Raw genomic sequence first — 24506 nt, forward strand, 5'->3', positions numbered from 1 at the left:
TAAAATCCTATGCTTGGACTCATAAAACCCTTACAACAATTAAGACGCAGAACTTCCCTCGGATGGCTGCAACTGAGTCACGACAAAGGGCGAATGCTCGTTGCAGTAGCAGGAATTGCTTTTGCTGACGTTTTGATGTTCATGCAGTTGGGCTTTCAAAATGCGCTTTACACCAGCAATACCCGGCTGCACCAAAGCTTGGAAACAGACTTAGTTTTGATTCACCCCCAAGCGCGAAATTTGATTAATTTGTCTTCCTTCCCCAGGCGCAGATTGTATCAAGCAATGAACGTACCGGGCGTGAAATCAGCCGAGCCACTTTACGTGAAAATTGCTAACTGGAAAAATCCCGAAACTCGGCGCGAAACGTCGCTGATGGTGGTGGGTTTCAATCCCGATCGCCCTGCGTTTGCGCTTCCAGAAGTTAACCAAAATTTGAGCGCGATTAAATTGCCGGATACTGTGTTGTTCGATCGAGCTTCTAGGGGAGACTACCAAGGGACGATCGCACAAATCGCTGAAGGAAAAGCAGTTAAAGCTGAGGTAGAGCGGCGCACGATTAACGTCAGCGGTTTATTCACAGTTGGAGCATCTTTTGCCGCCGACGGTATTTTGATGACTAGCGATCAAAATTACCTGCGCCTGTTTCCCAGACAAAACGCCGCGAGTGTTAATGCCGGATTAATTCAACTGCAACCGGGTGCTGACCCCGTGGAAGTTCAACAAGTTTTAAAAGCATATTTACCGCCGGATGTCAAGGTACTAACAAAAGAAGAATTTATCGATTTTGAGAAAAGCTATTGGGCTAAGAATACTGCGATCGGCTTTGTGTTTAATTTAGGCGTAGCGATGGGTTTTGTAGTTGGGGTGATTATTGTTTATCAAGTTCTCTCAACAGATGTCAGCGACCACATGGGAGAATACGCTACTTTCAAAGCGATGGGCTACCGCAATGTTTATTTACTCGGCATCGTTTTTGAAGAAGCTCTAATTCTTTCCGTCCTCGGTTTTTTGCCGGGAGTAGGAGTCTCTTTCGGACTCTACTCTTTAACTCGCCAAGCTACAAATTTACCCCTTTATATGACGCTGCTTAGAGCAGTTATAGTATTACTTTTGAACGTGATTATGTGCACTATTTCGGGAGCAATTGCCACTCGAAAACTGCAAGCAGCCGATCCAGCAGATATGTTTTAAATGAATAAAAAAGTCTAAAGGACACTAAATCCTGGTTAGCAAACCATTTATAAGACTGTGCTGTTGATATCAATTCTACACAAACGAAGTCAGCCTCTGCGGACTAAAGAATAAAGGGCGTATTAAAGCCAGATTTGGTAGACATTCCTGAGTATAAACATATTTTTTGTCATCCTTCTGTTCTTTTTATCTCTGCATTCTCTGTAACACAAGCGGTTTATTCTTAAATCTAAAACCTCAAATCAATAAAATATGAATTCTACTACTCTCTACCCAACAACCAACGCATTACAGATTCCTGCACCTGTAGTTTCCGCGCACCAACTAGACCACTACTTCGGTCAAGGCCAACTGCGAAAACAGGTACTTTTTGACATTAATCTCGAAATTAAAGCAGGTGAAATCGTGCTGATGACGGGGCCTTCCGGTTCGGGAAAAACTACGCTTTTAACTTTGATTGGCGGACTGAGATCCGGTCAATCGGGAAGTCTCAAAATTCTCGATCAAGAAATGTGCAAAGCTAGTTCAGACGTATTGGTAAAGGCGCGGCGCAAAATAGGCTATATTTTTCAGGCGCACAATTTACACCGCAGTTTGACGGCGCTGCAAAACGTGCAAATGGGTTTGGAGGTTCACGGGAATTTGTCGCGTTCTCAAATGCGCGATCGCTCTGCAAAAATGCTAGAGTTAGTAGGACTGGAAGAGCGAATTAACTATTATCCAGATGATTTGTCAGGCGGACAGAAACAAAGAGTTGCGATCGCCCGCGCTTTGGTCAGCCAACCGCAAATTGTTTTAGCTGACGAACCAACAGCCGCCCTGGACAGCAAATCCGGTCGCGAAGTGGTGAATTTGATGCAGCAACTAGCCAAAGAACAGGGTTGTACTATTTTGTTAGTAACCCACGATAACCGAATTTTGGATATTGCCGATCGCATCGTTCACATGGAAGATGGAAAATTAGCCTAATTTTTGAATTTCCGAAGAATAGACATCACCCATAACTGCCCCATTTTCAATTTTGGATGTCAAAATTTAATCCAAAATTGCCAAACCCCAATCTAAACTCGTCCTGGGACTATTCACTAATTGCTAACAACTAATCCTTGCCGGTAAATCCCCAAATTTTGCAGGTACATTGCTTCGAGTTTGGGCATCGAGGATTCCACAGTACCGCCATAACGGCGAAAAGAAGGCCAGATGTAAGCGAGTTTTCTTACTGCTGGCTCCAATCGACCCGCTTCTATATCTTCTAATGCACCTTTTTCTCGGATTAACTCTATAGCCATCAAATCTTGATTTTCGGGGCTGAAATCGCGGACGCTAAATTTTTTGGCAAACCTGTCCCAAGTTGTACTCAGAAACTGATATCGCCCCGCTGCGTCGGAACAGAGTTTTTTGCCATAGCGGCGGCCGCACCTCATTTCCCTGGGATGATCTTGAAAGCTGACAAATTTCGTGCCGGTGTACTGGATGCGGTAGCCGTCGGGGCTAGCGGTTCCTTCGGCGGCGGCAATCGTGTCGAGAAAGGCTTTCACTCGACGTTCCGGGCCGATGCTATCGAGTCTGTTATCCTGTATGGGCTCTGGTGAATTCAGGGTTGCAGTTTCGGGCGATCGATCGCGCTCGATGTTATCCTCTCCTTTGTCTGGTGAGTCGATCGCCACAACTTCCGGCAGGCGTTTCGGGGCGCGCGAGCTTTCTGGCGAGACCGATTGTGCCCACAGGAGCCTCGGCGTCATTCGACCCAAAAAAAAGCAGAAACAGATTAACAAAGTCCAAGAGATTCTAAAACGGAGGCGTTTGGACAGTTGCCTGCGTGGCCGCACCGGCCACCCGTGCAGAGGGAGGGCTGCGGGCAAGATTCCCGTTTGCTGGCCGAAGGCGAACAGCGATTTCAGCGCTAGCAAGGTTTGGTTGTAGAAACCCGCTGCAAGTTTCCGAGCTCTCATTGCTGCTGCGAAAGTCTCGACATCTGTCAGAGTCACTTCTGCCAGCGGTTTTTCTACAAACAGCCGAAAACGGTGGGCCGCCTGCCAGCTAAAGCGCTTGCTGCGGGGGGATTTGCCCTCCACCCACAGGCGAATTAGCTCGATGTCTGAAATGGGTTGCAGATGGCTTCCCAGATGTTCTGGCGCGTACAAGAGTACCTCCTGATATCACTTATAGTTGAAGGTTCCCAGTTAGAACGGATGAGTGAAACAGGGATCGAGGGAAACTGGCTTCAACTATACTAAGTGATACTACTAAGCGCTCACGGGGTCAAGCTCAAGAGCCGATTGTTCGAGCAGTTGAGTGTAAAGTTGACCCAGTTGGGAGGCGATACCGTTCCAACTGAAATGGGTTTCGACGCGCTGGCGGCCTGTGTGTCCGAGTTGCTGGCGCCATACTGAGTCCGCTAACAAGCGATCGATCGCATCGGCAAAGACTGCTTCATTTTTCGGCGGCGCGAGCAAACCTGTTTCTTGCGGCACTACAGTATATTTCAGCCCTCCCACGTCGGAGGCGATTACCGGCGTGCCGCAGGCCATCGCTTCAATGGCGACTAAACCAAAGGGTTCGTAATGGCTGGGAATGACGCACACATCGGCCGCGGCGTAGTAGGCGGGGAGAATGTCTCTGTTCAAGGCGCCGGGAAAACTGGTAATGTCGGTCAGGCCGAGTTCTTCAACGATGCTGCCGATACGATCGCGCTCTTTACCGTCGCTTTCCCCCGCACGCCAACCGCCGCCAATTATAAGTTTTAAATCGGCTTTGGGCACTGCCGACCGGCTGACGGCGCGGACTAAGGTTTCGATGCCCTTGCGGGGGTCGAAACGGCCGACGTACAACACGACTTTGGTTTCGGGGGCTATGCCCAAGTAGCGGCGGGCCGTCGATCGGGCTATCGAGCCGAACCGTTCAATGTCGGTACCGCAGGAAATGATGTCAATATTGCCTTTTGAGGAAACCAGAGACCTCATGTGTTCTTTTTCTTGAGGGCTGGTAGCCACCACGCGATCGGCTGTTTCCAAAAGTGTTTTTTCTACTTGCAGCCTGGTTTTGGCAATCATCGGAATTGTCGAAACCGACTTGTATTTAATTGCTGCCAAAGAATGGTAAGTGTGAACTTGCAGCAGAGGTTGCGATTTTTTCAACTCCATTCCCACCCAAGAAGACAGCCAGTAATTTGTGTGAACTAACGAATATTGAAAGCCTGACTCTAACTGAAACTTCTGAAATTCTTGAACAAAGATTGGTAAATATCCGTAGAGTTCATCGCGGGGAATAAATTCTTGTGGTCCTGCTACTAGCCGAATTGTCCGGCAATTCGGACTGTGCTGTACAATTCTTGCTTGTTGGCGATCGGATGAGCGGGTGAACATATCAACTTGCCACCCCTGTTTCGCCAGAGATTCTCCTACTTGACGCACGTAAACATTTTGCCCGCCCGCTTCTTCTTTGCCAATTTCCACAGAGGGATCACCGTGTACGGAGATAAGAGCGATGCGTTTTTTAGTTAATGAAATCATGATTGTTTACCAAAAATTTAAAATATTTTAGGAGAAGATTAAAAGTGCTATTTTGGCTGCTGCGCCGGCACTGGAATCTTCTAGCTAATTTGTATTAAAGTGAAAATGCGGGATCGATAAATCATCCTTCAGGGATAAGTTGCAGGCAAAAATTCACAGGCGACTTCCTTCTGCTGACAGAGACGTGCAGCAGCTCAAACTCTAGATAATCTAAATAGAAATAAACGAGGGTGAAGGGAATTTTCCGTATTCTTGCCTGTGTCAAACTCGCACATTATAGCCATATCTAACTAGAGCCTGCTTTTAGCTTGCTGCTAGAGATGCGAGGTCAGCAGAAGGTAGAATTTTACCCCTCTGAATAAATAAGTAGGGCTTTCGAGAAAGCAGAAGTCGGTCGTCCCGAAGACCGAATGTTACAGGGGAAGCGAAAAAAAAGCAAAGTTATTGCATTCAAAGTTTTTATTTCGATCCGCCTTGCACCTTCTGCCTTTTTCCCTCTTCGTTCTTGCTTATTCTGTCAAACCCGGAGTGCGAGTTTAACCTCAAATTTCCCGTTTGTCTAATGTTAAGATTTCTTCCGAGGTTTGCGTGCGGAGGATTCTCCGTTTTCGCTGTTGAGGATATTGTTTCGCGAACCGGGCATTCTGGAGCCGTATCGATTAGTCCAAACTTGGGTAAACTCGGCACCTAAGAAGAGAATTTGAGCGGAATAATTAATCCAAAGCAGGATAATCACGAACGATCCCGCAGCACCGTAGGTAGAGGCGATACCGCTACCTCCGAGGTAAACTCCAATTATGGATTTGCCGATCGTAAACAATACTGAGGTGATGGCGGCGCCGATCCAAACATCATTCCAGGCAAGATGGACATCGGGCAAAAGTTTGTAAATTAAGGCAAAAAGCAGCGTAACTACGCCAAAGGAGATAGCAAAGTCCACAATCTGCCAAATGCCGACTGGCAACTTCAGCCAGTCGTTCAACCAATAGCTGACGGCGGCTAAAATGGCGCTAATTACTAAAGATACTAGCAGTAGAAAGCCTATGCCTAAAATCATTGCAAAAGACAATACGCGGTCTTGGAGGAATCCCCAGATGCCGCGTCCGGGGGGCGGTGAAACATTCCAAATAGTATTGAGGGCTTCTTTGAGATTAGTAAACACGTTGGAAGCGCCCCACAAAAGTGTAGCGATGCCGACTAGAGTAGCAATCATTCCCGATTTGGGTTCGGAGGCTTTGAGGATTAGTTCTTGGACGGTTTGGGCGCCATCTTTGCCGATTAAACTTTGGAGTTGGGCGACGATTTGACCTTGGGCTGCCTCTGCACCAAAGAATAAACCGACGATCGCAATTACGATAATTAGCAGCGGGGCGAGGGAGAAGACTGTGTAATAGGCTAGGGCGGCGGCTAGGGTTGGCGCTTTATCTTCTTGCCATTCAGTAAAAGTTTGTTTGAGCAGCGATATGACTGTTTTTAAGTTCACGGTCTTTGGTTTCCTTATACTTATCGTCCCAGGGATTGTAATAGGTTAAGAGTTTTTTAGCCTCGGCCACAAGATAGATTTATCGATTAGCAAATTCGGAAGATTACTTGTATGTCAGATTCGCACACAACTGTTAACAAGACCGATGTAAAATCGTCCAAAAAAACAATTTCTTGGGCAAAACTGAGCGCATTAGTAGCGGTGGTCAATTTCTTGCTGGTGCTTTTCCATTTCAGTTACCTTCAGTTGCGCCCTGTTTATCAGAGCTATTTTCCGGGTTTAGTTAAAATTTATGACCCGATAAAAGGCATTAATTCGAGTTTAGCTAATCCCGAATATTTGAAAAGCGGTGACCAGTTTTGGCGAATTGATACGTTTTTTATCGGTTTTTTTGGGGCGGAATTTTTGATTAAAAGTCTGTTCCACACCCGCCGTAAACCGGGGGTAACTTGGTTTGATTTTGTGCTCAGGCGCTGGTACGAGGTGTTTCTGGTGATCCCGATTTGGCAGGGATGGCGGATTCTGCCAGTATTGGTGCGGCTTCACAAGTCGGGTTTGGTGAATCTCGATCGCGTAGTTGCTCAAGTTACCTACGAACCGGTGGCTTATTTAGCCAATACGATCTCGGAATACATGATGGTGCGGTTTATCAATCAAGCTAAAAATTCGATCAAACAGGGCGACGCGGCGCAGATGTTGCTGGCGCAGCAGCCGTACCTTCACGTCAATCAGGAAAATACGATTGAACAAATTACCAAACGGATTTTGGATCTGACCATTTACAAAGTTTTGCCGCAGGTGCAACCGGATTTGGAAGAATTGCTGCACCACAATTTGGAAACAACCATCAAACAGTCGGATTTTTATCAAATCCTGCAAACTATCTCTCCTATTAACATTTGGCCGACGGAGATGACGGAACAGCTAGCCAGTTATTTGGCTCAAACTGCTGTGGATGTGGTATCTACTACTTATGAAGACGATAAAGGTAGAAAAATTCTCGATAATTTCAGCCAAGAATTTAATCAAAGTTTGCGACGGGAATTGCAAGATGAGAAAACTCTCGGAGAATTGCAGTCGCTGCTGTCGGATTTGTTGGAAGAAGTGAAGTTGAATTACATTCAAGGCGGGTTGAAGTCCGATCCGGTGCAGACGTTTACGGAAATGAACTCACTCCGGGGAGTAAAATAGAGTTGATACAGCAATGAGTTCCGATTTTGTGAATTAGATTTTTTTAACGAACCGATGAAACTCGCGTTAGCCATATTATCGCGAAGGAGGATAAGAGAAGAGAAAGAGGGCGTTGCTGAAAGACTAATGGTTATCATGGTAAAAATGGTAAAAGAGGAATAAGTAGAGTGGACGGAGGTTAATCCGGATGAAGTGTCCTAATTGCGACTCAAGCGAGATATATAAGAATGGTCATCGTACGGAGAGACAGTGCTACAAATGCAAGCACTGCGGTCGCCAATTCCTCGAAAGCTATCGCGATTGGAAATATTCTGACGATGTTAAGCAACTGTGCCTGAAAATGTACCTCAATGGTATGGGGCTGCGGGGCATAGAGCGAGTCACCGGAATCCACCACACTACGATCATCCACTGGATAAGGGAAGCTGGTTGCCAAATCCCTGATGCGCCTGAGCTCGAGGAAATCCCCGAAATTACAGACCTTGATGAACTCCAGACCAACATTTGCAACAAGCGTAATAAACTTTGGATTTGGACAGCAGTTAATCACAAGCAACCAGGAGTCTTAGCCTGGACAATCGGAGATCATAGTGCAGAAACTTTTAAGCCTTTGTGGCGGATTGTCAAGTGTTGGCAATGTTTCTTTTATGTTACTGACGGCTGGCCAGTATATCCAATTTTTATCGAAGATGCCGACCACATTGTCAGTAAGACGTATATGACAAGGGTGGAAGGAGAAAACACTCGACTAAGACATTATCTAGCTCGACTACATCGCAAAACCTTGTGCTACTCAAAGTCGGTTGAGATGTTGAAGTTTTCCCTACGGTTATTGCTGCACTATCTGAAATATCAAACTATTCCTTTACCGACTTAAATCATTACCCTTTCAGCAACGCCAGAAAGAGTTCACAAGTTCTACGGGTAAGGTGCGCCGAGGCGCACCTACGAATAATGGTAGTGAGGATATCCGAAATGTCTGGCGTTCAACCTATCTGAATCGTCAGCTAAAATAAAAGAATTAACCTAAAACATCTATCATATTAGATATCTATCTTGAACAACCTTACTTGCCTGGAAATAGAAGTCGCTCAAACAATGCTGAGATTAGCAATGTTGCTGGGCTTAACACTTTTAATCGCCTTTTTTGTGGCGTCAGAACTAGCATTAGTATCAGCCGATCGCCATCAAATTCGCCAACTCGCCAACTTGGACGATCGCGTAACCGCTAAAACCGCCGAACTCGTCCACCAAGCTCAGAACAACATACCGCATTACCTGTCTGTGACTCAAACTGGCACAACAGCAGGGAGTTTGCTGTTGGGTTGGTTGGGTGAGGGAGCGACTGTACACTGGATCGAACCGTGGATCGACAAATTGCCGATCGGTCATTTGCCGGCCGTGCTGACGGCTCATTCGATCGCAGTTCCCGCAGCTTTTATCTTAGTAACTTACGTAGAAATAGTCTTAGGAGAACTCATTCCCAAAGTATTAGCAACCCACGCCCCAGAACGCACCGCTTTGCTGCTGATGCCGGCCCTCGAACTCTGCTCAAAATTACTGTGGCCGCTGCTAGCAATTCTCAACGGTACCGTGCGGCTGCTGACTGGTTGGATTACCAGTAAAGAGTCTCAACCGCTGCTGTCACCTTCCCAGGCAACTTTCGTTCAAAAAGATGCTCATTCGGCACTAATTTCTGGCGTATGGGAAGTGACAGCAGTTAACAAAAAACTCGGGTTAAACCTGCCGACTGACCAAGCTTACCAAACAATCGCCGGATTCGTGATCCACAATTTGGGTAAAATGCCAAATCAAGGCGATCGGCTATTGTGGGGCGAGTTGGAAATAGAAGCCGAAAATGTAGTAGAAGGCAGTTTAGAAACAGTGCTGCTGCGTCAGGTAACTCGCCCTTTATTTGAGCCACAACATCCAGAACTTGTGTTAAATTGATCCTAAATCAGGCTTAAATACTTCCTCGATCTATGTATGAGGTTGTAATTAATCGCTCAGTGCGACAACCTACCAGAAATCTGCAAATTGCATAAAGCACAGTTTATGAGGTGGATATGCTAAAAACACTTTGGGCTACTGTTCGACAAGGGAAAATTGAACTGCTGGAGTTGTCAGAATTACCCGAAGGGGCAAAAGTATTAGTAACAGTTTTACCTGATGAAGAAGGTGAGTTTTGGCTTCAAGCGAGTCAAACATCACTAGATAGAGTTTGGGACAATACTGAGGATGATGTTTATGCCCAGATCCTCTAAAAATGACATAATTTTAGTTAGATATCGCTTTTCAGACTGGTCTAGTTCTAAGGTAAGAGTAGTGTAGTAAATACTATCCGATGGGTTCGGTTATCCCTAAGCTGAGCTTTTTAGCAGACGTTAGACTTGAGAAGTGGTCATTAAGTAACAAATTATGCCTTTTACACACTATGCCTTAGATAACTACTTCGCTCAGGAAATTTCAGCATTGTCTGAGTGTAATGCTCCCGATCTAGCAGAGCATTTCGCTGAGGTAGAACCTTTGATGGATAACTTTATTTTAAATTCTATATTCACATTTCCTCTTAAAACCGAGTACAAACCTTATATTTTTGGAATCATCCGTCGCGTACAAATGGCTTTAGTTGAGTATCAAAATGGTCGTACTCTACTGCTTTTATATTTAAATGAAAGCCAAAAGAACATATCTTTATATTTTCAAGCGCTTTCTCATTTTGAAATAGCAGTTACACAATTATATCAGGCTTACGAATTTTGGAGAAAACTAGGAAAAAAAATAGAGTCAAAGGAAACGAATTTGTTTAAAACAGGAGACGGTAGCTCTCATGAAAAGCTTAATAGACTTTACAATATTAGCAAGCATCTTGAACCGTCAACTATACCGGAAGGAAATTTACATCATGTTTGGATTTCCAACAATGGTATTTGTGCAAGCGGAGTCACAATTTCGTTTACAGAGTTAGCAGAGCTTGTTAAAGAATACGTAGCTCTTGCTAATGCCTTTTCTAATCCAAATCAAGATTCAATTCCCTAACTAATCGATCGCGCTGGGCGAGCCGCTGCCCGCCCTACGCGAGATCCGTTTACTTGACAGCAAGCTCGATCGCACCCCCAACAAACTGCTCGTAATCCGCTAACAACCACGGAGGCAAACAAGTATTCGCATCCTGAACCCGCAACTGTCCAGCGCGACAATACAGCATCGCCGCCAACAAATTATTCACAGCTTTAGGCGTTCCAAACCCTTTACTCAACTCAGCAACCAACGAGTTAAAAAACTCGCGATCGCTCTCATTCAGCGGCTCGTTAATAAACCCGCTGCCCAACATTGCTTTGTAACCCTTGCCAAAATCGCTCCGGTATAAAAGTTCCAGTTGTTCCTCGGAAACGCTCAGCCACAAATCAGCCATTTGCTTGCGAATATGCCGCAGATCTGCTATTGCCAATTCAGCCGTCGGATCGATTTCATAGAGATTGACGGCAGCAGTTAATTGATTGAGAAACTGCGGCAGATAATCTTGTTTGACAAGTGTTGGTTCTGTTGTCGCGAATACGCTTTCAAACACCTTTTCGTAATCTTCATGCAACCACTGCGGCAAGCGGGTGCGAGCATCGGGAACCCGCATTTTTCCCGGAACAAAATACAGCATCGCACCCAGCAGAGCATTGATTGCTTGAGGCTGCACCAACCCTTGGCTAATTTCAGTCAATTTCTGCAAAAACTGCTGTTCGGCTTCAGTCATCGATTCTGCTTGCAAGCCGCAGCTAAGTATTGCTTGATATCCCTTGCGAACTTCTCCTCGGTAAAAACTTTCGAGTTTCTCTGAAGGAACAGTCAGCCAAAAATCTGCCATTTGTTTTCTAATTTGGCGGAGTTCCAAAACTACCGATTCGTCAGACGGATCGATGCGGTAAAGATTGACGCATCCTAACAGTTGATTCGCAAATTGCGGGGAGTGAATGTATTGAGCTAACAAGTCAGAAGTTGAATCAGACTTGACAGCGGCTTCAATCTCAAAAACTTGTTCGTAATCCTCAATTAACCAGTGCGGCAAACGGTTGCGAGCATCGGGAATTCGCATGGTTCCCGGCGGGAAATAGAGCATCGCGGCAAGCAAGGCGTTGACAGCTTTGGGATGCACTAATCCTTTGCTAATCTGGGTTAATTGCTGCAAAAACATTTGTTCGCTTTCCATCATCGGTTGACGTTGGAAGCCGCTATTGAGCAGGATTTTATAGCTGTTACCTGAAGCGCTTTTGTAGGCGGTTTCGAGGTTTTCGGGGGGAACGTTCAGCCAAAAATCAGCGATTTGTTTGCGGATTTGACGCAGTTCGGATATTGCTGAGATGTTTGATGAGTTTCTCTGATAAAGGTTGACGGTGTTCGAGAGAATCTCGTCGAAATCTGGCTGCTTGGGAATGCTATCCTGTAAGTTGCGCGATGCTTCCAGGTGGCTGGTTTGCCATTTGCCAAAGAGTTCTTGGAATAATTTGCCGATCGCCCCAGAGTATGCAACACTGTCAAAACAAGCCGGATTAGCTTGCATTTTCTGCTGAATTTCCTGCCGATAGCGCTGCCGAAGTTCAGGATTAGTGCCGAGAGTAACTGCTAGTTGAATGTAAGATGCTTCGCTATTGGCAATTAAATCGGGCATAGAGAGCGATCGTACCACCGCCGCCCCCATTCTCGATCGCAAAGTATCGCCATCCCTAACCACCGTTGGAAGTCCCACCTCTAACGGATCTACAAGAGAAGTAGTCCCCGCATAGGGATAGGAATCCAAATAAACATCCCCCAACTTCAGAACTTCTTTAACATCCGCACGGTTAGGAAAACTCTTCAACACCCGCAAACGATTACTCTCAATGCCATACTTAGCAAAAACGGCTTTCATATTATTCACAAAAGCCCCTCCCGGATAATGGTTAGTCCAGCTAGGGCCAAAGGGCATTAAAAACAGCACGGAATTAGGAACAGCCGCCATAATTTTCGCCCATGTTTCCCTTAACTCCGGCACTAGCTTATACAAATTCGCACTCGAAATAAAGACAACCGATTCCTCGGAAATGCCGATACTATTTCTGGTGAAATTAACGTTAGGAGTATAAGGTTCTAGGGTATAACTAAAACAGCAGCCAGGCCCTTCAATAGTTGCTAATTGCTCGCGATAATGCTCCTGTCCTTCCGGTGCAGGTTCCATCAACTTACCAGCAATGTAATAGTCAATGTGTCGCATTCCTGTGGTAACGGGAGAATTAAAACAGGTAGTTTGTACCCGCGCCAATCGATGCAGCGCCAGTAAACTAATCGGATGAGTAACCGCAGTAATATTGGTAGCAATCAGCAGAATATCTAAGTCATCAGCGCGGATTGTCTGAACTTGACTTTGCAAGTCATTAGACAGTTTAACCAGTCTGTCAGCGCGACTCTGACAATACTGTTCTAGCTTATTCCCGTCGAGATTGAGAGCGTATAAAATAATTTCAAATTGCTCTCGATTCAGATATTCAAAAGCTGGCAAGGTAGCGAAAGTTTCCGTCATAGCCCCGAAATGTTTAGTCAGGACACCAAGGCGAATTTTCGGTCTATTCGCAGGTCTAGCCGGAAAAATGCAATCAATCGCAGCGCCACGATTTTTCGTGGCATATTCAATAATATCCGCCCGCTTTGTGTATATATCCTTGAGATTTTCACTATTGAAGTACAGAGGAATAAAGTTAGCGCTTTGGGTGAAGAACGAGGCGATTTCCTGCCACACTTGTGAGTTTTGGTTCTTGAAGATATTTCTATGCAAATAACTGACCCATCCCTGCACATACCGACAATAATTGTCAGCTTCTCCTATTTCTTGAAAGAGAGTAGGCGCAGCAAACATAAATTTGAGATAGTCCTTGACAAACCAATTAGGTATAACTGCATTTTCATAGTTCAGCAGTAACTGATCTGCACGACGATAGAGGGCGGCTGCTAGTAGGTAGTTAATATCTTTGGGATTTTTAACTCCCTGGGATAGATGTGCTGCTAGTCGATCCATAACAGTCTTTTCGGCATCTGTCAGCGCTTCATCTTTGATATTGCTGTTTAGCAGTAGCTGATGCGCCTTACCTGCATCACCGCCATAGGCACTTGCCAGTTGTTCTGCGGGCAGATTCAGCCAATAATTGGCAAGTTGTTGCCGGGATTGGCGGAGGTTAGCGAGGTTTACTTCATTAGCTTGGTCTTTTTGATACTCTCCCACATATTGGGACAGCAAAGTTAAAAATTGTTCGGGTTTGTTAAATTCAACTAATTCATTAGCTATTAAATTGCCGTGTTGCTGCAAAATTTGCTGTGACCAACGCACTTCTTCGGGTTTGTAAAGTTGAGAGTGGAGGTGAATAATTGTGGCTCTCATTAAGTCTAATTTTGGGCGATCTCCAGCCATTTTTTGGGTTCGGCTAGATCCGTCGCCGTGCTGCCTGTAATAGAGATAAGGCTTAGGTAATCGATCGCCTAACCAGCCTTTTTCATAGGCAGAAATCCAAAATTCCCAATCTTCGCATCCCAGCTTCATCACTTGTTTCAAGCCACCTACTTGCTCGTAAATCTCCCTTCTAAAGAGCGAAGTAGCAGGGGCTTGATTGTCTCTCAAAAACCGATTGGCATCAAAGTCACCGTGAACAACTAAATCGCAGTTGGCTCCGAAGTGCTGCACATCTGTATAGACAAAACCAACCTTTGGTTTTGCTAATAAAATTTCCACGCACTCCTCGATAAATTTGGGATGAAGTTTATCATCAGCATCTAGGAATAAAATAAACTTTCCTGACGACTGCTGAACGCCAACATTTCTCGAATCAGCGGGTCCCGTGTTGGCTTTATCTATGAGGCGAAGCGATTTTTGAGGATACAGTTTAATTAAATATTTTCCCAAGTTGCTGGTATCATCAGTGCTGCCATCATTGACAATTATGCACTCCCAGTTTGGATAAGTTTGACTGACAACACTTTCCACAGCTTCTCTGAGTAAAGTTGCGTGATTGTAGCAGGGAATGATGACGCTGACGAGTGTTTCTGCGGAGGTGCGGTAGGGCATGGCATTTAGCTGAGATGGAGAGAGTGAAACAGGTACTGTAGTGGCTGGTTTTACACCTCGGCGAGTGATCCCATATTCATTCCATATTTGCCGAGTTTCTTGGTACGATATGGGCGATGAATGTTGCAAACCTTGTTGATTTTCGTAGTACAAGCCGAGAATTTCTGGCAAGTGCACAATGTTTTCGCTTTTGCCAATCCGCAGCCAAAATTCGTAATCGCCAGCCGCCGTAAATTCGCTTCGGAAATAGCCGTATTTTTCGTGCAGCGATTTTTTCCACATCGGCTGGGGGCCAATAATGCAGCGCCGTTCGAGTTCGCTGTAGTCAAAGGCTGGCCAATTCCAGCCCTGTTCGGCTTGGGTTTTGGCAAATATATCGTTGGCTGTGCTGGTGATTAATTGATCTGCATAAACCAGACTTACTTCGGCGTTTTCGTCCAAGTATTTCGCCATAATTTCTAGGGCATCGGGGCGATGTCTGTCATCGGTATTAGCATTAGTCATGTAAGCTCCGCGCGACATCTTAATGCCTCGATTCCAGGCTGCATATAATGTCTCGCGGTCAGAAGTGCGATCGTACACAATATTCGGATATTTCGCTTGAAATTCCCGCACAACAGACTGTTCATTTTCTTGGGAACCGCTATCAATTACTATGATTTCGAGTTGGCTTTGTTTGTACAGCGTTTGCTCTACCAAGTCCTGTAAGCAGCCGCGGATAAATTTTTCGGAATTGTAAGTAGAAACGATCGCAGATACTTTAAAAGCCGACGGGACAGGCTGGGAGCGCTCAACTGCAGAGCGCTGTAAATTGATTGGGTCGCTAGTTTCATATCTAATTCTCTGCTGATTTTTGTCAATTACTTGCACAGCTTGCACAGCGACACTTGTTAGTTCTGCTTGTAACTGATTGGGATTATTTGACAGCATTTCCTGAAATTTCCGCGATAAATCAGGCTGGAAAAATCCTGTAAAGTGAATTCCCATCTTTTGCCAAAAATCGTTTATGTAATTCACCTGGTGTTTGAGATGATACGCGATCGCAGTTTCTAAATATTTGACAGTCAACCCTTTTTGCTGAGCCATCAGCGGTATCCACAAATCCCACCAAGGAAGACCTAGACAGAATTGGGAATCAGGAAACTGTTTTAATAATTCCTTGTCAAAGAAGAAGAAATCAAACCCCTTAGCATAAATTTCTCCCGCTGCTTGTTCAGCGGAAGAATCAACATCAGTTCGCGAACCAAAAACTACGGCATTTTCAGCCTGTTTGCATATAAATGAAATCAAATCGCCATCGGCTTCCAAGCGGATATCTGAATTAACAATTCCGCAGATTTTTGTACCGCAATCGCGCAAATAAACAAACAGATCGTCAAGATACACTAACGGTCTTCCAGCCTCTGCCCGCGCGTCGCGTTTTACCTCATGAAAAGTAACATTTTCATAGATTGGCTGCAATTGGCTAATTTCTTCCCGGCTATTGAGCGAAACAGCATCAAATCCAAGCGATCGCCAGCTTTTTACAGCCGCCCGCTGATTTTCTATATTTCCCGGTGCAATACTCGTTAATATTGCTACACTGTTCCTGTTGTTTGCCGGCGATATCCTCAAACTAAAATTATCAGGATATTGAGGGCTGACTGTGGTTTTGACATAAAAAGCATCCCCCCAAGATGGATGAGATGGAGAAGCTACTGCTACTCGTTGAAAGCCATAAACCCTTAGAAAATCATCCACTTGGTCGATTAACGCGCACCCTTCATACAGTTCTTCGCAATTAACTTCTGTACTGATTGCATCAATATATTTTAGAGTTTCCTTCGCCCCTTGCAAAGCCAAAAGTTCTGCACCTTGAATATCAATAACCAGGATATTAAACTCCGATGAATCCAGTCGGCTTTCTTGCAGTAGCGAGTCAAGAGTTCTCGACGGTACAGTTACTTGATTAACCTCCACCATCCCGGGGTAAATTTCCTTGTGAAGCTTTAGCGGCAGAATGCTGCTGCTCATATCGTGGGAATTCACCCGCAAATTAACTGTGCCGTTTTGGTTGCTGACAGCACAGTTTGCCAGCCACACATTAGGTATCCCTGCTATATTCGCTTTTAACCTTTCAAAGACAGACGGATTAGCTTCCACAAATAGCACTTTTTGGGCGCCCATCACTTGATATTCCTGTATTTCTTGCCCTTCGTGAGCGCCTATGTGGAGTACACCTCGCGGGGCAATAGAGTATTGCTGGCAAAGCTTCTGTAAGTCGAGATACCCAGAAGTGAGAGCTACTTCATTTGATAATTTAATGTCCATTGTTCTTAATTATTGTTATTTCCCACCAGTGAAAGCCAAAATTAAGACCTTTGTTAACCGTCAATCTTAAACTTTGACCTTTTACAGGATTATTTTATGGAGCGCCCAAGCGCTGACGCTTAAACTTTTTGAGTTGTTGCCTGTTTGGAAACAGGCACATCGTCTGCCGTAGCCTGTGCGGTATCAGAGCGATCGCACTGCTATTTCTCCAAGGCTTATTCACAGTTATACGCCAAATCTTCTCCCTAAACAGGAATGGTGGCGATCGCCACCACTTTTGATAATCTTGACAAATTATGCCTTATAGTGTACTAAGAAACCCAAAAATTACGACAACACCCGAATCTCCTGACGCCGCCGAGGGCTGTTCCGTTCCCGCGACCTGAGACCGCCACAGCATGGCCGGGATTCCTCACCACACAAAAACAAGTTACAATTACGTTAAGATTGATGAACATAAATAAAAATTCCCAAATCACAGGGACTAAAAATTAGGAGGATCGACCTCGGTGAATAAACGGTGGAGAAACGCTGGCCTGTACGCACTGCTGGCTATTGTAGTCATTGCCTTAGCAACGGCTTTTTTTGACAAACAGCCCCCAAGCCGCGAAGTTTGGAAGTACAGTCAATTCATTCAGGAAGTCGAAGGCAAGAGAGTAGACAAAATAAATATCAGTTCCGATCGCAGCAAAGCCCTGGTCACAGCCCAGGACGGCAACAAGGTACTCGTTAACCTGCCGAACGACCCCGAACTGATCAACATCCTGACCAAAAATAACGTAGATATTTCAGTTCTGCCCCAAAGCGACGAAGGCTTCTGGGTAAAAGCCCTCAGCAGCCTGTTCTTCCCGATTCTGCTTTTGGTCGGACTGTTTTTCCTGGTGCGACGCGCGCAAAACGGGCCCGGCAACCAAGCCATGAACTTCGGCAAATCCAAAGCTAGAGTCCAAATGGAGCCACAAACTCAGGTGACTTTCGGCGACGTGGCCGGCATTGAACAAGCCAAGCTAGAGCTCGCAGAAGTCGTGGACTTCCTGAAAAATGCCGATCGCTTCACCGCAGTCGGAGCAAAAATCCCCAAAGGCGTGCTGCTGGTCGGCCCTCCTGGAACTGGCAAAACCCTGCTCGCAAAAGCAGTTGCTGGAGAAGCTGGCGTTCCCTTCTTCTCGATTTCCGGTTCAGAATTTGTGGAAATGTTCGTGGGTGTCGGTGCTTCCCGCGTCCGCGACTTGTTTGAACAAGCTAAATCGAACGCTCCTTGTATCGTATTTATCGATGAAATTGACGCCGTAGGCCGCCAGCGGGGCGCTGGTTTGGGCGGTGGTAACGACGAACGGGAACAAACCCTGAACCAGTTGCTAACAGAAATGGACGGCTTTGAGGGCAATACTGGCATCATTCTGATTGCTGCCACGAACCGCCCCGATGTACTCGATGCGGCGCTGCTGCGTCCAGGTCGCTTCGATCGCCAAGTTGTAGTGGATCGCCCCGACTTCGGAGGCCGCCTAGAAATTCTCAACGTTCACGCCCGCGGCAAAACTTTGTCGAAAGACGTGGACTTGGAAAAAATCGCCCGCCGGACACCCGGTTTCACCGGTGCGGATTTGTCCAACCTACTCAACGAAGCAGCAATTTTAGCCGCCCGTCGCAACTTGACCGAAGTCTCGATGGATGAAGTCAACGATGCGATCGACCGCGTGCTCGCTGGCCCAGAAAAGAAAGACCGCGTGATGAGCGAAAAGCGCAAAACCTTAGTAGCTTACCACGAAGCCGGTCACGCTTTAGTCGGCGCGCTGATGCCCGACTATGACCCCGTGCAGAAAATTAGCATTATCCCCCGCGGCCGCGCTGGCGGTTTGACTTGGTTCACACCCAGCGAAGATCGGATGGATTCTGGCTTGTATTCTCGCTCTTACTTGCAAAATCAAATGGCGGTAGCTTTGGGCGGCCGCATTGCTGAAGAGATTGTATTCGGCGAAGAAGAAGTAACGACTGGTGCGTCGAACGACTTGCAGCAAGTGGCAAGAGTAGCGCGGCAAATGGTGACTCGCTTCGGAATGAGCGATCGGCTAGGCCCTGTAGCTCTCGGTCGCCAACAAGGCAATATGTTCATGGGTCGCGATATCATGGCCGAACGCGATTTCTCCGAAGAAACTGCAGCGACGATCGACGATGAAGTGCGTTTGTTGGTAGAGCAAGCTTACCGCCGCGCTAAAGATGTACTCGTCGGCAACCGCCACGTCCTTAATGCTTTGGCAGATATGCTAGTGGAAAAGGAAACGGTGGATGCGGATGAATTGCAAAATTTGTTAGCTAATAGCGATGTGAAAATGGCGACGATCGCCTAATCAATTTTGGATTTTGGATTTTGGATTTTGGATTTTCCAGGAAATCTAAAGTTTGAAATCGATAATTGGGGTGATTCTGGAAATGTCTGGAATCGCCCCGATTTTTTTATGAGTGCGATCGCTCGGTTTTAGATTTTAAATTTTGGATTTGAGATTTAATCTCAAGAATGACCAAGCAATCAGACCTTCAACATACCCTTTTCCTCAAGCTGGCGCTTAACTTCTCCCCAGGGAAATATTCTTTCATCTTTTCTATATTCAATAATCCGACAGTCCTCAACATCCTCCCACAGTTCGTCTGGGTACTGGAAGTCAAGCAGCACCGCGACTTTTTACCCTTGAGAGTCCACTAAAAACAGAAAGTCGATCGGTTCGCCACATTCAGCCAGAACCTCCGCCAAAAATTCGCTGTGTTCTTTGAGATCAACAATTGCAGCCGTTTTGTTGCCTAGATTTTTAGTTAAAAATTGAACGTGGATCATATTGTAATTTGGCATATATCGAAGTTAGTAACTTGTATTAAAATTATATGCGAGTCAGAATGAGACAAGTTCCCAATTCGGGAGCCTTCCCAAATCTAAAATCTAAAATTTCCAATTGTATGAATCAATAATACAACTTCCCAATCCGGGAGCGTTCCCAATTCTAAAATCTAAAATCTAAAATCTAAAATCTAAAATCTAAAATTGTATGAATCATCAATCTTGGTTGACACAACTCAAAAAACACCGCGCGATCGCAGTTATCCGTTCCTCCGAAAAAGAACTCGCTCGGCACATGGCATCATCGGTAGCAGCCGGAGGAATTCAGTTTATTGAAATTACTTGGAATACCCACAAAGCCGCTGAAGTAATTGCCGAACTGCGCTCGGAATTCCCTAGTTTTAGTATTGGCACTGGCACTTTATTAAACTTAGAACAGTTGCAACAAGCAATAGATTGCGGCGCTCAGTTTCTGTTTACTCCCCACACTGATTTAACTATGATTAAAACAGCAGTTGATGCCGCAGTGCCGATCGTCCCCGGTGCTTTTTCTCCCACGGAAATTGTGACCGCGTGGCAAGCAGGCGCTACCTGCGTTAAAGTGTTTCCGATATCGGCTTTGGGAGGCGCGGCTTACCTGAAAAGCCTGCAAGGCCCCCTGGGAAACATTCCTTTAATTCCCACTGGCGGGGTGACGCTGGAAAATGCGAAACTATTTATTGAGGCCGGGGCGATCGCCGTTGGTTTAGCCGGAGACTTATTTCCTAAACACTTAGTGGAAAATCGCGATTGGCGCGCGATCGTCCAAATTGCACGAGATCTTACCCAAAACTTAACAACTTGTTAAGCCCTGTTTCCCAATCCAATATTTCAAATCTACAATCTAAAATAGGACAAGCCCATCTAAAATCTAAAATCTAAAATCTAAAATAGTACGAGGTGTGAGAAATGAACAGCATTATCAACTCAACTTACTTCCGTCGCGCTGGAACTTTCTGTGCCGGCTGCGCCCTCACTTTTGCTACATTCTGCGGCGGTTCAATGACCGCATTTGCCAGCGAACAGCACGACATAATTGCCAATAAAATTATGCTTTTGCAGCAATCCAGCGAACGCTGGATTGAAATAGATTTGTCAAGACAAAGGTTAATAGCTTGGGAAGGAAATACACCCGTTTACGCGGTGATTATTTCCAGCGGCAAATCATCGACTCCCACCCGCACGGGAACCTTTGCCGTTGAAACCAAACACCGCGTTACTAGAATGACTGGGCCGGACTACGACGTGCCCGACGTTCCCTATACAATGTATTACGACGGAGGCATGGCAATTCACGGCGCTTACTGGCACAATTTGTTTGGCAATCCCGTTACTCACGGCTGCACAAATGTAGCTGTCAATCACGCTAAATGGCTATTTGAATGGGCCTCGGTGGGAACACCCGTGGTAGTGCACAAATCTCAGGTTTAGGGAGTTGGGAATTGGGCATTGGGCATAGTCGAACATTATTAGAACTTATGCACCGGTGGTCAGAAACCGGGTTTTTTGGCGAAATACTGCGTTACAGCCGTAGATTCGGTCAAAAACCCGGTTTCTTCGATCGGAGTTCATCAGTTCTGGTTTTTTTAGCTTGCTTACTTCATTACTGCCTTCAAGTACAATCCCAATTATATAAAACCTCACTAAAATCTAATTCTCTGAGTGCTGATTCATCACTAAAAAAGTTACCGACACCACTGTCTCCCCATATGATCTGTACTGTATCATTGCCATCGCTATCCATTTGGAATAGAAGAATGTCTAGCTTTTGTTTTTGCTCAGAGGTACTACTATATTTTCTTACGTCGTCTTGTGTAAAATAAGGATAACCACCTATTTTATGACCAAAGGAATGCGATATTTCTCGGTACTCATCCTCAATTTCATGGTTCATAAATAACTCATCGATTTCCGAGCCTAAAAGTTCTGTAAATTGGTAGTCATTGGTACTAATCGGCGCATATTTTTTAGTAAATTGCAAGCTGCAACAGCCATCCACAGGAAAAGCTTCTGGTTTCGGCAAAAAATCATAATTGGTAATAATGTTTTCAACTTTGAAGTCTGGCTGAGGAAAATAGATTATTTTGAATTTGTCTTCGATTGTATGATTGTCTGCATTAGCAGAATTGTCCAAATTTAAACCATATAGGTCATCGTCAGCTATATAGAACTGTAAGATCCCCCGATCGGGAAAACCATCTAAAGGCGGTATTTCATCAAAGTTGAGTTGCGCTAGCAAAAATAAATATTTACCGTCACAAGTTTTGGGATATTCAAAGCCTTTAGGTAAATAAGGAAATCCCCCAAATTTACTCTGCCACCAATTAACGTCATCATTATTCTGGGTTTGAATTTCGATGTAAGGTTTAATGGTAGCTTCGATTCTGTCGCGATACTTTTCTAGTTCTGGAGAGAGTGAACATTCTAGTTTGTAGTTCATCTGCTTTTAACAATTTGTTTTGAACGCAATCAGTAGGGTGCGCCGAAGCGCACCTTACCTGTAAAACCTATTCTTAACTTAGCTGCACGACGGGTTTATCCTCTAACAAAGTTTCATTTGTCAGCAAATCTTCCACGGTAATTCGCAAAAAGCGCTGTTCGTCAACGCGGAAGAAGATTTTGATGCGATCGCTCCCCGGATACCCAGGCGGCGTCAATTGAGCGATGCTGCGTGCTCCTTCTTTATCATTTAAGGGCTGTACCGATGTTCGGCCTGCGAGTTGGCGAGTAATTAGCCTGTCGCCGTCAAAATATATCTCCGTGCCGCCAGTTTCCGCTCCCAATTCGCCGATAATTAATTCTATACTCGGCTGATTTTCTAAAGAAGCCCCCAAGACTAATTCTACCGGTTCGCTCATCGGATAAGACTGGCCGGATTTGATTAAACTGTGCCAACTGTGGCAATTGTCGCGGCGGTTCCAGTAGCGAATTCCGTAACTGTGATAGAGAAAATCTTTGATTTCTAGCCCTTGGCTCAGTTGCAGAGCACCTTGGGCGATCGCCTCAAAGGGTTTGTCGCACCGAATTTTTGCCGGATCGAAATATTGCTGCACCCAACGCCCGACAGCGGGAATTTGTACAGTACCGCCAACTAGCAAAACTGCGTCGATGTCGCCAATTTCTAAGCCTTGGCGCCGCGCTTGCTGCAATACTTGATTCATGCACTCGTCGAGTTTGTCAAAAAACTTATGTTCAGCGAGGATAGATTCAAAACGAGTTCGGTCTAATTCTAATTCGTAACTCTCAAAATTTTCGTCATCAAAATAAACCTCAACTGCCTGATTCACCAAAGACAACTGAATCTTTAACCGTTCTGCCAATCTCGTTGTAATGGGAGATTTTGCCAGCCCTTTTGTTTGAACAAAATAATCAACCAGCCAATTATCAATATCAGAACCGCCTAAATTTTGTCCGGCTTTAGCCAAAACCCGGGCAACTTTTGTTTTTTGTGCTGAAGATTCAGCTAATAGCTTTTCGCCCCACTTCAGGATAAAACCGAGGGGCTTTTTGTCGGAGGAAGCGTCCAAACGCACCAAAGAAAGGTCTAGAGTTCCGCCGCCGAAATCAATGACTAACAGATTTTCGCGATCGGCCAAACCGTAACCCAAAGCAGCCGCCGTAGGTTCGTCTAACATCCGCACCTGTTCTACTCGCAGAGATTGTGACACTTTGCCCAACCAATGGCGGTAAGCTTCAAAACTATCTACCGGTACAGTAAAAATCAAAGAATCGATCGGCAAAGGCAGTTCGCGAATTGAGTTCACAATTTGGCTCAAATACCACTCACCTACTTGTTCAAAAGTAATAAGTTGCCCGTCAAGTTCCGGCACAAAACCCTGAACAGAAGTGCCAATTCCCCGCTTAAAATTGCGGAAAAACCGAGAATCTCCACTCAAATCAAGGCCTCTGTCGCGTACTTGCTGACCGAGTATTACTTTATTTGCCACAGCGTCCTCAACGTAGAGTAAACTGGGAATTAGGGGCGGGTTTTGAGCCGAGATTGCCGACAATCCCGGTAATTTCAAAGTTTCGGGCTGCTGGAGGACTTGATTCCAGCGAGCGACGACGGTGTTGCTAGTTCCAAAATCAATTGCGATCGCCATTCAGCCAAAATACACAGCTACGAGGGATTAAATCATATTATGGTATTTGGAGCCCCAAATGCAAATAGACGATCAAATTCTGCTTGGATAAATACTTTGTTGCAATCAAAACTGCTTTAGTGGCGGAGTCTTCCATTTTGTGCAACTGCATATTTTTCGTTGCAACAAATAAGCGCCACTTTTATAATAGTTACAAAACTCATACCATTTTAGATTTTAGCTTAAAAGCTTTGGAATAAGTGACTGCATAAGGGTTTGGAGTACGGATCTACAGTTGCATTTTTTTTTAAAGTGGTATCACCTGTCCGCCGCCGCCAAGCTTTTACCTTTGATATCAATCCTATTTTCAAAGGAAGCGTGAAAAATGCTGGATATGGGCGATCCCAAATCAGCACTATTGGCTCTAACACTGCTTGTCCCTGCGGCTAGTATTGGTATCATAGCAGCCTTGTATAGAACCCATTTGAGATCTAGGAAGCTAGCCTCTTAATCATCTACCTAATAAAACAAAGATTCATCTTGGCAGTTGCATTATCTAAGGTTGTCTCGAAGTGTTTGATGAGAATTTTACACCTTTCCATCCAAGAATTGGAGCGCTCGATGACCCACCTCGCTTTAACTGGCACAAATCCCGATTGTCCTTGAGCTTCTTTTTGTTTTTTTGAAGGTTTTTCCGAGAGTTCAAACGTAACCGTTCAGGGGGGATAGAAGAGAAATAGCCCAAAAAGGGGAGAAAATCTGATAAATTAAGTGACATGGAAGA

At 45.3% G+C, this 24506-nt stretch carries 19 protein-coding genes; 11 read left to right on the forward strand and 8 right to left on the reverse strand.

What is annotated here, in order from left to right; translation table 11 throughout:
- Positions 1 to 9: 9 nt before the first annotated feature.
- Complete coding sequence (gene devC / locus QUB33_RS16235; RefSeq protein ID WP_333351607.1) at positions 10 to 1194, forward strand: ABC transporter permease DevC; 1185 nt, start codon at positions 10 to 12, stop codon at positions 1192 to 1194.
- Positions 1195 to 1446: 252 nt separating this feature from the next.
- Positions 1447 to 2163, forward strand: coding sequence for a DevA family ABC transporter ATP-binding protein (locus QUB33_RS16240; RefSeq protein WP_333351608.1), 717 nt, complete (start codon positions 1447 to 1449; stop codon positions 2161 to 2163).
- A 116-nt stretch (positions 2164 to 2279) separates the two neighbouring features.
- Here the strand turns inward: QUB33_RS16240 and QUB33_RS16245 are convergent, their stop codons facing one another.
- From QUB33_RS16245 to QUB33_RS16255, 3 genes are all read right to left on the reverse strand, one after another.
- Positions 2280 to 3338, reverse strand: coding sequence for a glycoside hydrolase family 104 protein (locus tag QUB33_RS16245; RefSeq protein WP_333351609.1), 1059 nt, complete (start codon positions 3336 to 3338; stop codon positions 2280 to 2282).
- Between the two features lie 102 nt (positions 3339 to 3440).
- Complete coding sequence (locus tag QUB33_RS16250) at positions 3441 to 4706, reverse strand: glycosyltransferase family 1 protein (RefSeq protein ID WP_333351610.1); 1266 nt, start codon at positions 4704 to 4706, stop codon at positions 3441 to 3443.
- Positions 4707 to 5271: 565 nt separating this feature from the next.
- Entirely contained in the window at positions 5272 to 6189 is a 918-nt protein-coding gene (locus tag QUB33_RS16255) for a YihY/virulence factor BrkB family protein (RefSeq protein ID WP_333351611.1), read from the reverse strand.
- A gap of 111 nt (positions 6190 to 6300) precedes the next feature.
- On the opposite strand from QUB33_RS16255, the gene QUB33_RS16260 reads away from it, so the two are divergent.
- The 5 genes from QUB33_RS16260 to QUB33_RS16280 all read left to right on the forward strand — a co-directional run bounded on the left by QUB33_RS16260 (position 6301) and on the right by QUB33_RS16280 (position 10419).
- Complete coding sequence (locus QUB33_RS16260) at positions 6301 to 7380, forward strand: hypothetical protein (RefSeq protein WP_333351612.1); 1080 nt, start codon at positions 6301 to 6303, stop codon at positions 7378 to 7380.
- Positions 7381 to 7567: 187 nt separating this feature from the next.
- Positions 7568 to 8257: an IS1 family transposase gene (locus tag QUB33_RS16265; protein WP_333351613.1), complete on the forward strand. Its 690-nt coding sequence runs from the start codon at positions 7568 to 7570 to the stop codon at positions 8255 to 8257.
- 179 nt (positions 8258 to 8436) lie between these two features.
- Positions 8437 to 9330: a CNNM domain-containing protein gene (locus QUB33_RS16270; protein ID WP_333351614.1), complete on the forward strand. Its 894-nt coding sequence runs from the start codon at positions 8437 to 8439 to the stop codon at positions 9328 to 9330.
- A 116-nt stretch (positions 9331 to 9446) separates the two neighbouring features.
- Entirely contained in the window at positions 9447 to 9644 is a 198-nt protein-coding gene (locus tag QUB33_RS16275) for a hypothetical protein (protein ID WP_333351615.1), read from the forward strand.
- 154 nt (positions 9645 to 9798) lie between these two features.
- Positions 9799 to 10419: a hypothetical protein gene (locus QUB33_RS16280; protein WP_333351616.1), complete on the forward strand. Its 621-nt coding sequence runs from the start codon at positions 9799 to 9801 to the stop codon at positions 10417 to 10419.
- 49 nt (positions 10420 to 10468) lie between these two features.
- On the opposite strand, the gene QUB33_RS16285 is transcribed toward QUB33_RS16280, so the two are convergent.
- Positions 10469 to 16771 carry an FkbM family methyltransferase gene (locus tag QUB33_RS16285; protein ID WP_333351617.1) on the reverse strand — a complete coding sequence of 2101 codons (6303 nt, stop codon included), beginning with the start codon at positions 16769 to 16771 and terminating at the stop codon, positions 10469 to 10471.
- Between the two features lie 509 nt (positions 16772 to 17280).
- Here QUB33_RS16285 and ftsH3 point away from each other — a divergent pair.
- Positions 17281 to 19119: an ATP-dependent zinc metalloprotease FtsH3 gene (gene ftsH3, locus QUB33_RS16290; RefSeq protein WP_006633639.1), complete on the forward strand. Its 1839-nt coding sequence runs from the start codon at positions 17281 to 17283 to the stop codon at positions 19117 to 19119.
- A gap of 179 nt (positions 19120 to 19298) precedes the next feature.
- Here the strand turns inward: ftsH3 and QUB33_RS16295 are convergent, their stop codons facing one another.
- Positions 19299 to 19442, reverse strand: coding sequence for a hypothetical protein (locus QUB33_RS16295; RefSeq protein ID WP_333351618.1), 144 nt, complete (start codon positions 19440 to 19442; stop codon positions 19299 to 19301).
- Positions 19443 to 19451: 9 nt separating this feature from the next.
- The gene (locus QUB33_RS16300; protein WP_333351619.1) at positions 19452 to 19616 is read right to left on the reverse strand and encodes a hypothetical protein; all 165 of its coding nucleotides are present in this window, start codon (positions 19614 to 19616) and stop codon (positions 19452 to 19454) included.
- Between the two features lie 193 nt (positions 19617 to 19809).
- Between QUB33_RS16300 and QUB33_RS16305 the strand changes: the two genes are divergently transcribed.
- Both QUB33_RS16305 and QUB33_RS16310 read left to right on the forward strand, forming a co-directional pair.
- Complete coding sequence (locus QUB33_RS16305; protein WP_333351620.1) at positions 19810 to 20448, forward strand: bifunctional 4-hydroxy-2-oxoglutarate aldolase/2-dehydro-3-deoxy-phosphogluconate aldolase; 639 nt, start codon at positions 19810 to 19812, stop codon at positions 20446 to 20448.
- 101 nt (positions 20449 to 20549) lie between these two features.
- Positions 20550 to 21071 carry a L,D-transpeptidase gene (locus QUB33_RS16310; protein WP_333351621.1) on the forward strand — a complete coding sequence of 174 codons (522 nt, stop codon included), beginning with the start codon at positions 20550 to 20552 and terminating at the stop codon, positions 21069 to 21071.
- A 181-nt stretch (positions 21072 to 21252) separates the two neighbouring features.
- On the opposite strand, the gene QUB33_RS16315 is transcribed toward QUB33_RS16310, so the two are convergent.
- Positions 21253 to 22080 (reverse strand): DUF1963 domain-containing protein, encoded by an 828-nt coding sequence (locus tag QUB33_RS16315; RefSeq protein WP_333351622.1) that lies wholly within the window; start codon positions 22078 to 22080, stop codon positions 21253 to 21255.
- A 73-nt stretch (positions 22081 to 22153) separates the two neighbouring features.
- Entirely contained in the window at positions 22154 to 23743 is a 1590-nt protein-coding gene (locus QUB33_RS16320; protein WP_333351623.1) for an Hsp70 family protein, read from the reverse strand.
- Positions 23744 to 24034: 291 nt separating this feature from the next.
- Between QUB33_RS16320 and QUB33_RS16325 the strand changes: the two genes are divergently transcribed.
- On the forward strand, positions 24035 to 24172 hold the full coding sequence (locus tag QUB33_RS16325; protein ID WP_333351624.1) for a hypothetical protein: 138 nt from the start codon (positions 24035 to 24037) through the stop codon (positions 24170 to 24172).
- Positions 24173 to 24506 lie beyond the last annotated feature (334 nt).

The sequence above is a fragment of the Microcoleus sp. B3-A4 genome (assembly GCF_036705385.1).
Taxonomy (GTDB): Bacteria; Cyanobacteriota; Cyanobacteriia; order Cyanobacteriales; family Microcoleaceae; genus Microcoleus.

Coding starts and splice junctions, on each gene's coding strand:
- QUB33_RS16315 (WP_333351622.1), bottom strand. CDS start 22,080: ATGAACTACAAACTAGAATGTTCACTCTCTCCAGAACTAGAAAAGTAT.
- QUB33_RS16320 (WP_333351623.1), bottom strand. CDS start 23,743: ATGGCGATCGCAATTGATTTTGGAACTAGCAACACCGTCGTCGCTCGC.
- QUB33_RS16250 (WP_333351610.1), bottom strand. CDS start 4,706: ATGATTTCATTAACTAAAAAACGCATCGCTCTTATCTCCGTACACGGT.
- QUB33_RS16280 (WP_333351616.1), top strand. CDS start 9,799: ATGCCTTTTACACACTATGCCTTAGATAACTACTTCGCTCAGGAAATT.
- QUB33_RS16240 (WP_333351608.1), top strand. CDS start 1,447: ATGAATTCTACTACTCTCTACCCAACAACCAACGCATTACAGATTCCT.
- QUB33_RS16305 (WP_333351620.1), top strand. CDS start 19,810: ATGAATCATCAATCTTGGTTGACACAACTCAAAAAACACCGCGCGATC.
- devC (WP_333351607.1), top strand. CDS start 10: ATGCTTGGACTCATAAAACCCTTACAACAATTAAGACGCAGAACTTCC.
- QUB33_RS16285 (WP_333351617.1), bottom strand. CDS start 16,771: ATGGACATTAAATTATCAAATGAAGTAGCTCTCACTTCTGGGTATCTC.
- QUB33_RS16275 (WP_333351615.1), top strand. CDS start 9,447: ATGCTAAAAACACTTTGGGCTACTGTTCGACAAGGGAAAATTGAACTG.
- QUB33_RS16300 (WP_333351619.1), bottom strand. CDS start 19,616: ATGCCAAATTACAATATGATCCACGTTCAATTTTTAACTAAAAATCTA.
- QUB33_RS16265 (WP_333351613.1), top strand. CDS start 7,568: ATGAAGTGTCCTAATTGCGACTCAAGCGAGATATATAAGAATGGTCAT.
- QUB33_RS16310 (WP_333351621.1), top strand. CDS start 20,550: ATGAACAGCATTATCAACTCAACTTACTTCCGTCGCGCTGGAACTTTC.
- QUB33_RS16260 (WP_333351612.1), top strand. CDS start 6,301: ATGTCAGATTCGCACACAACTGTTAACAAGACCGATGTAAAATCGTCC.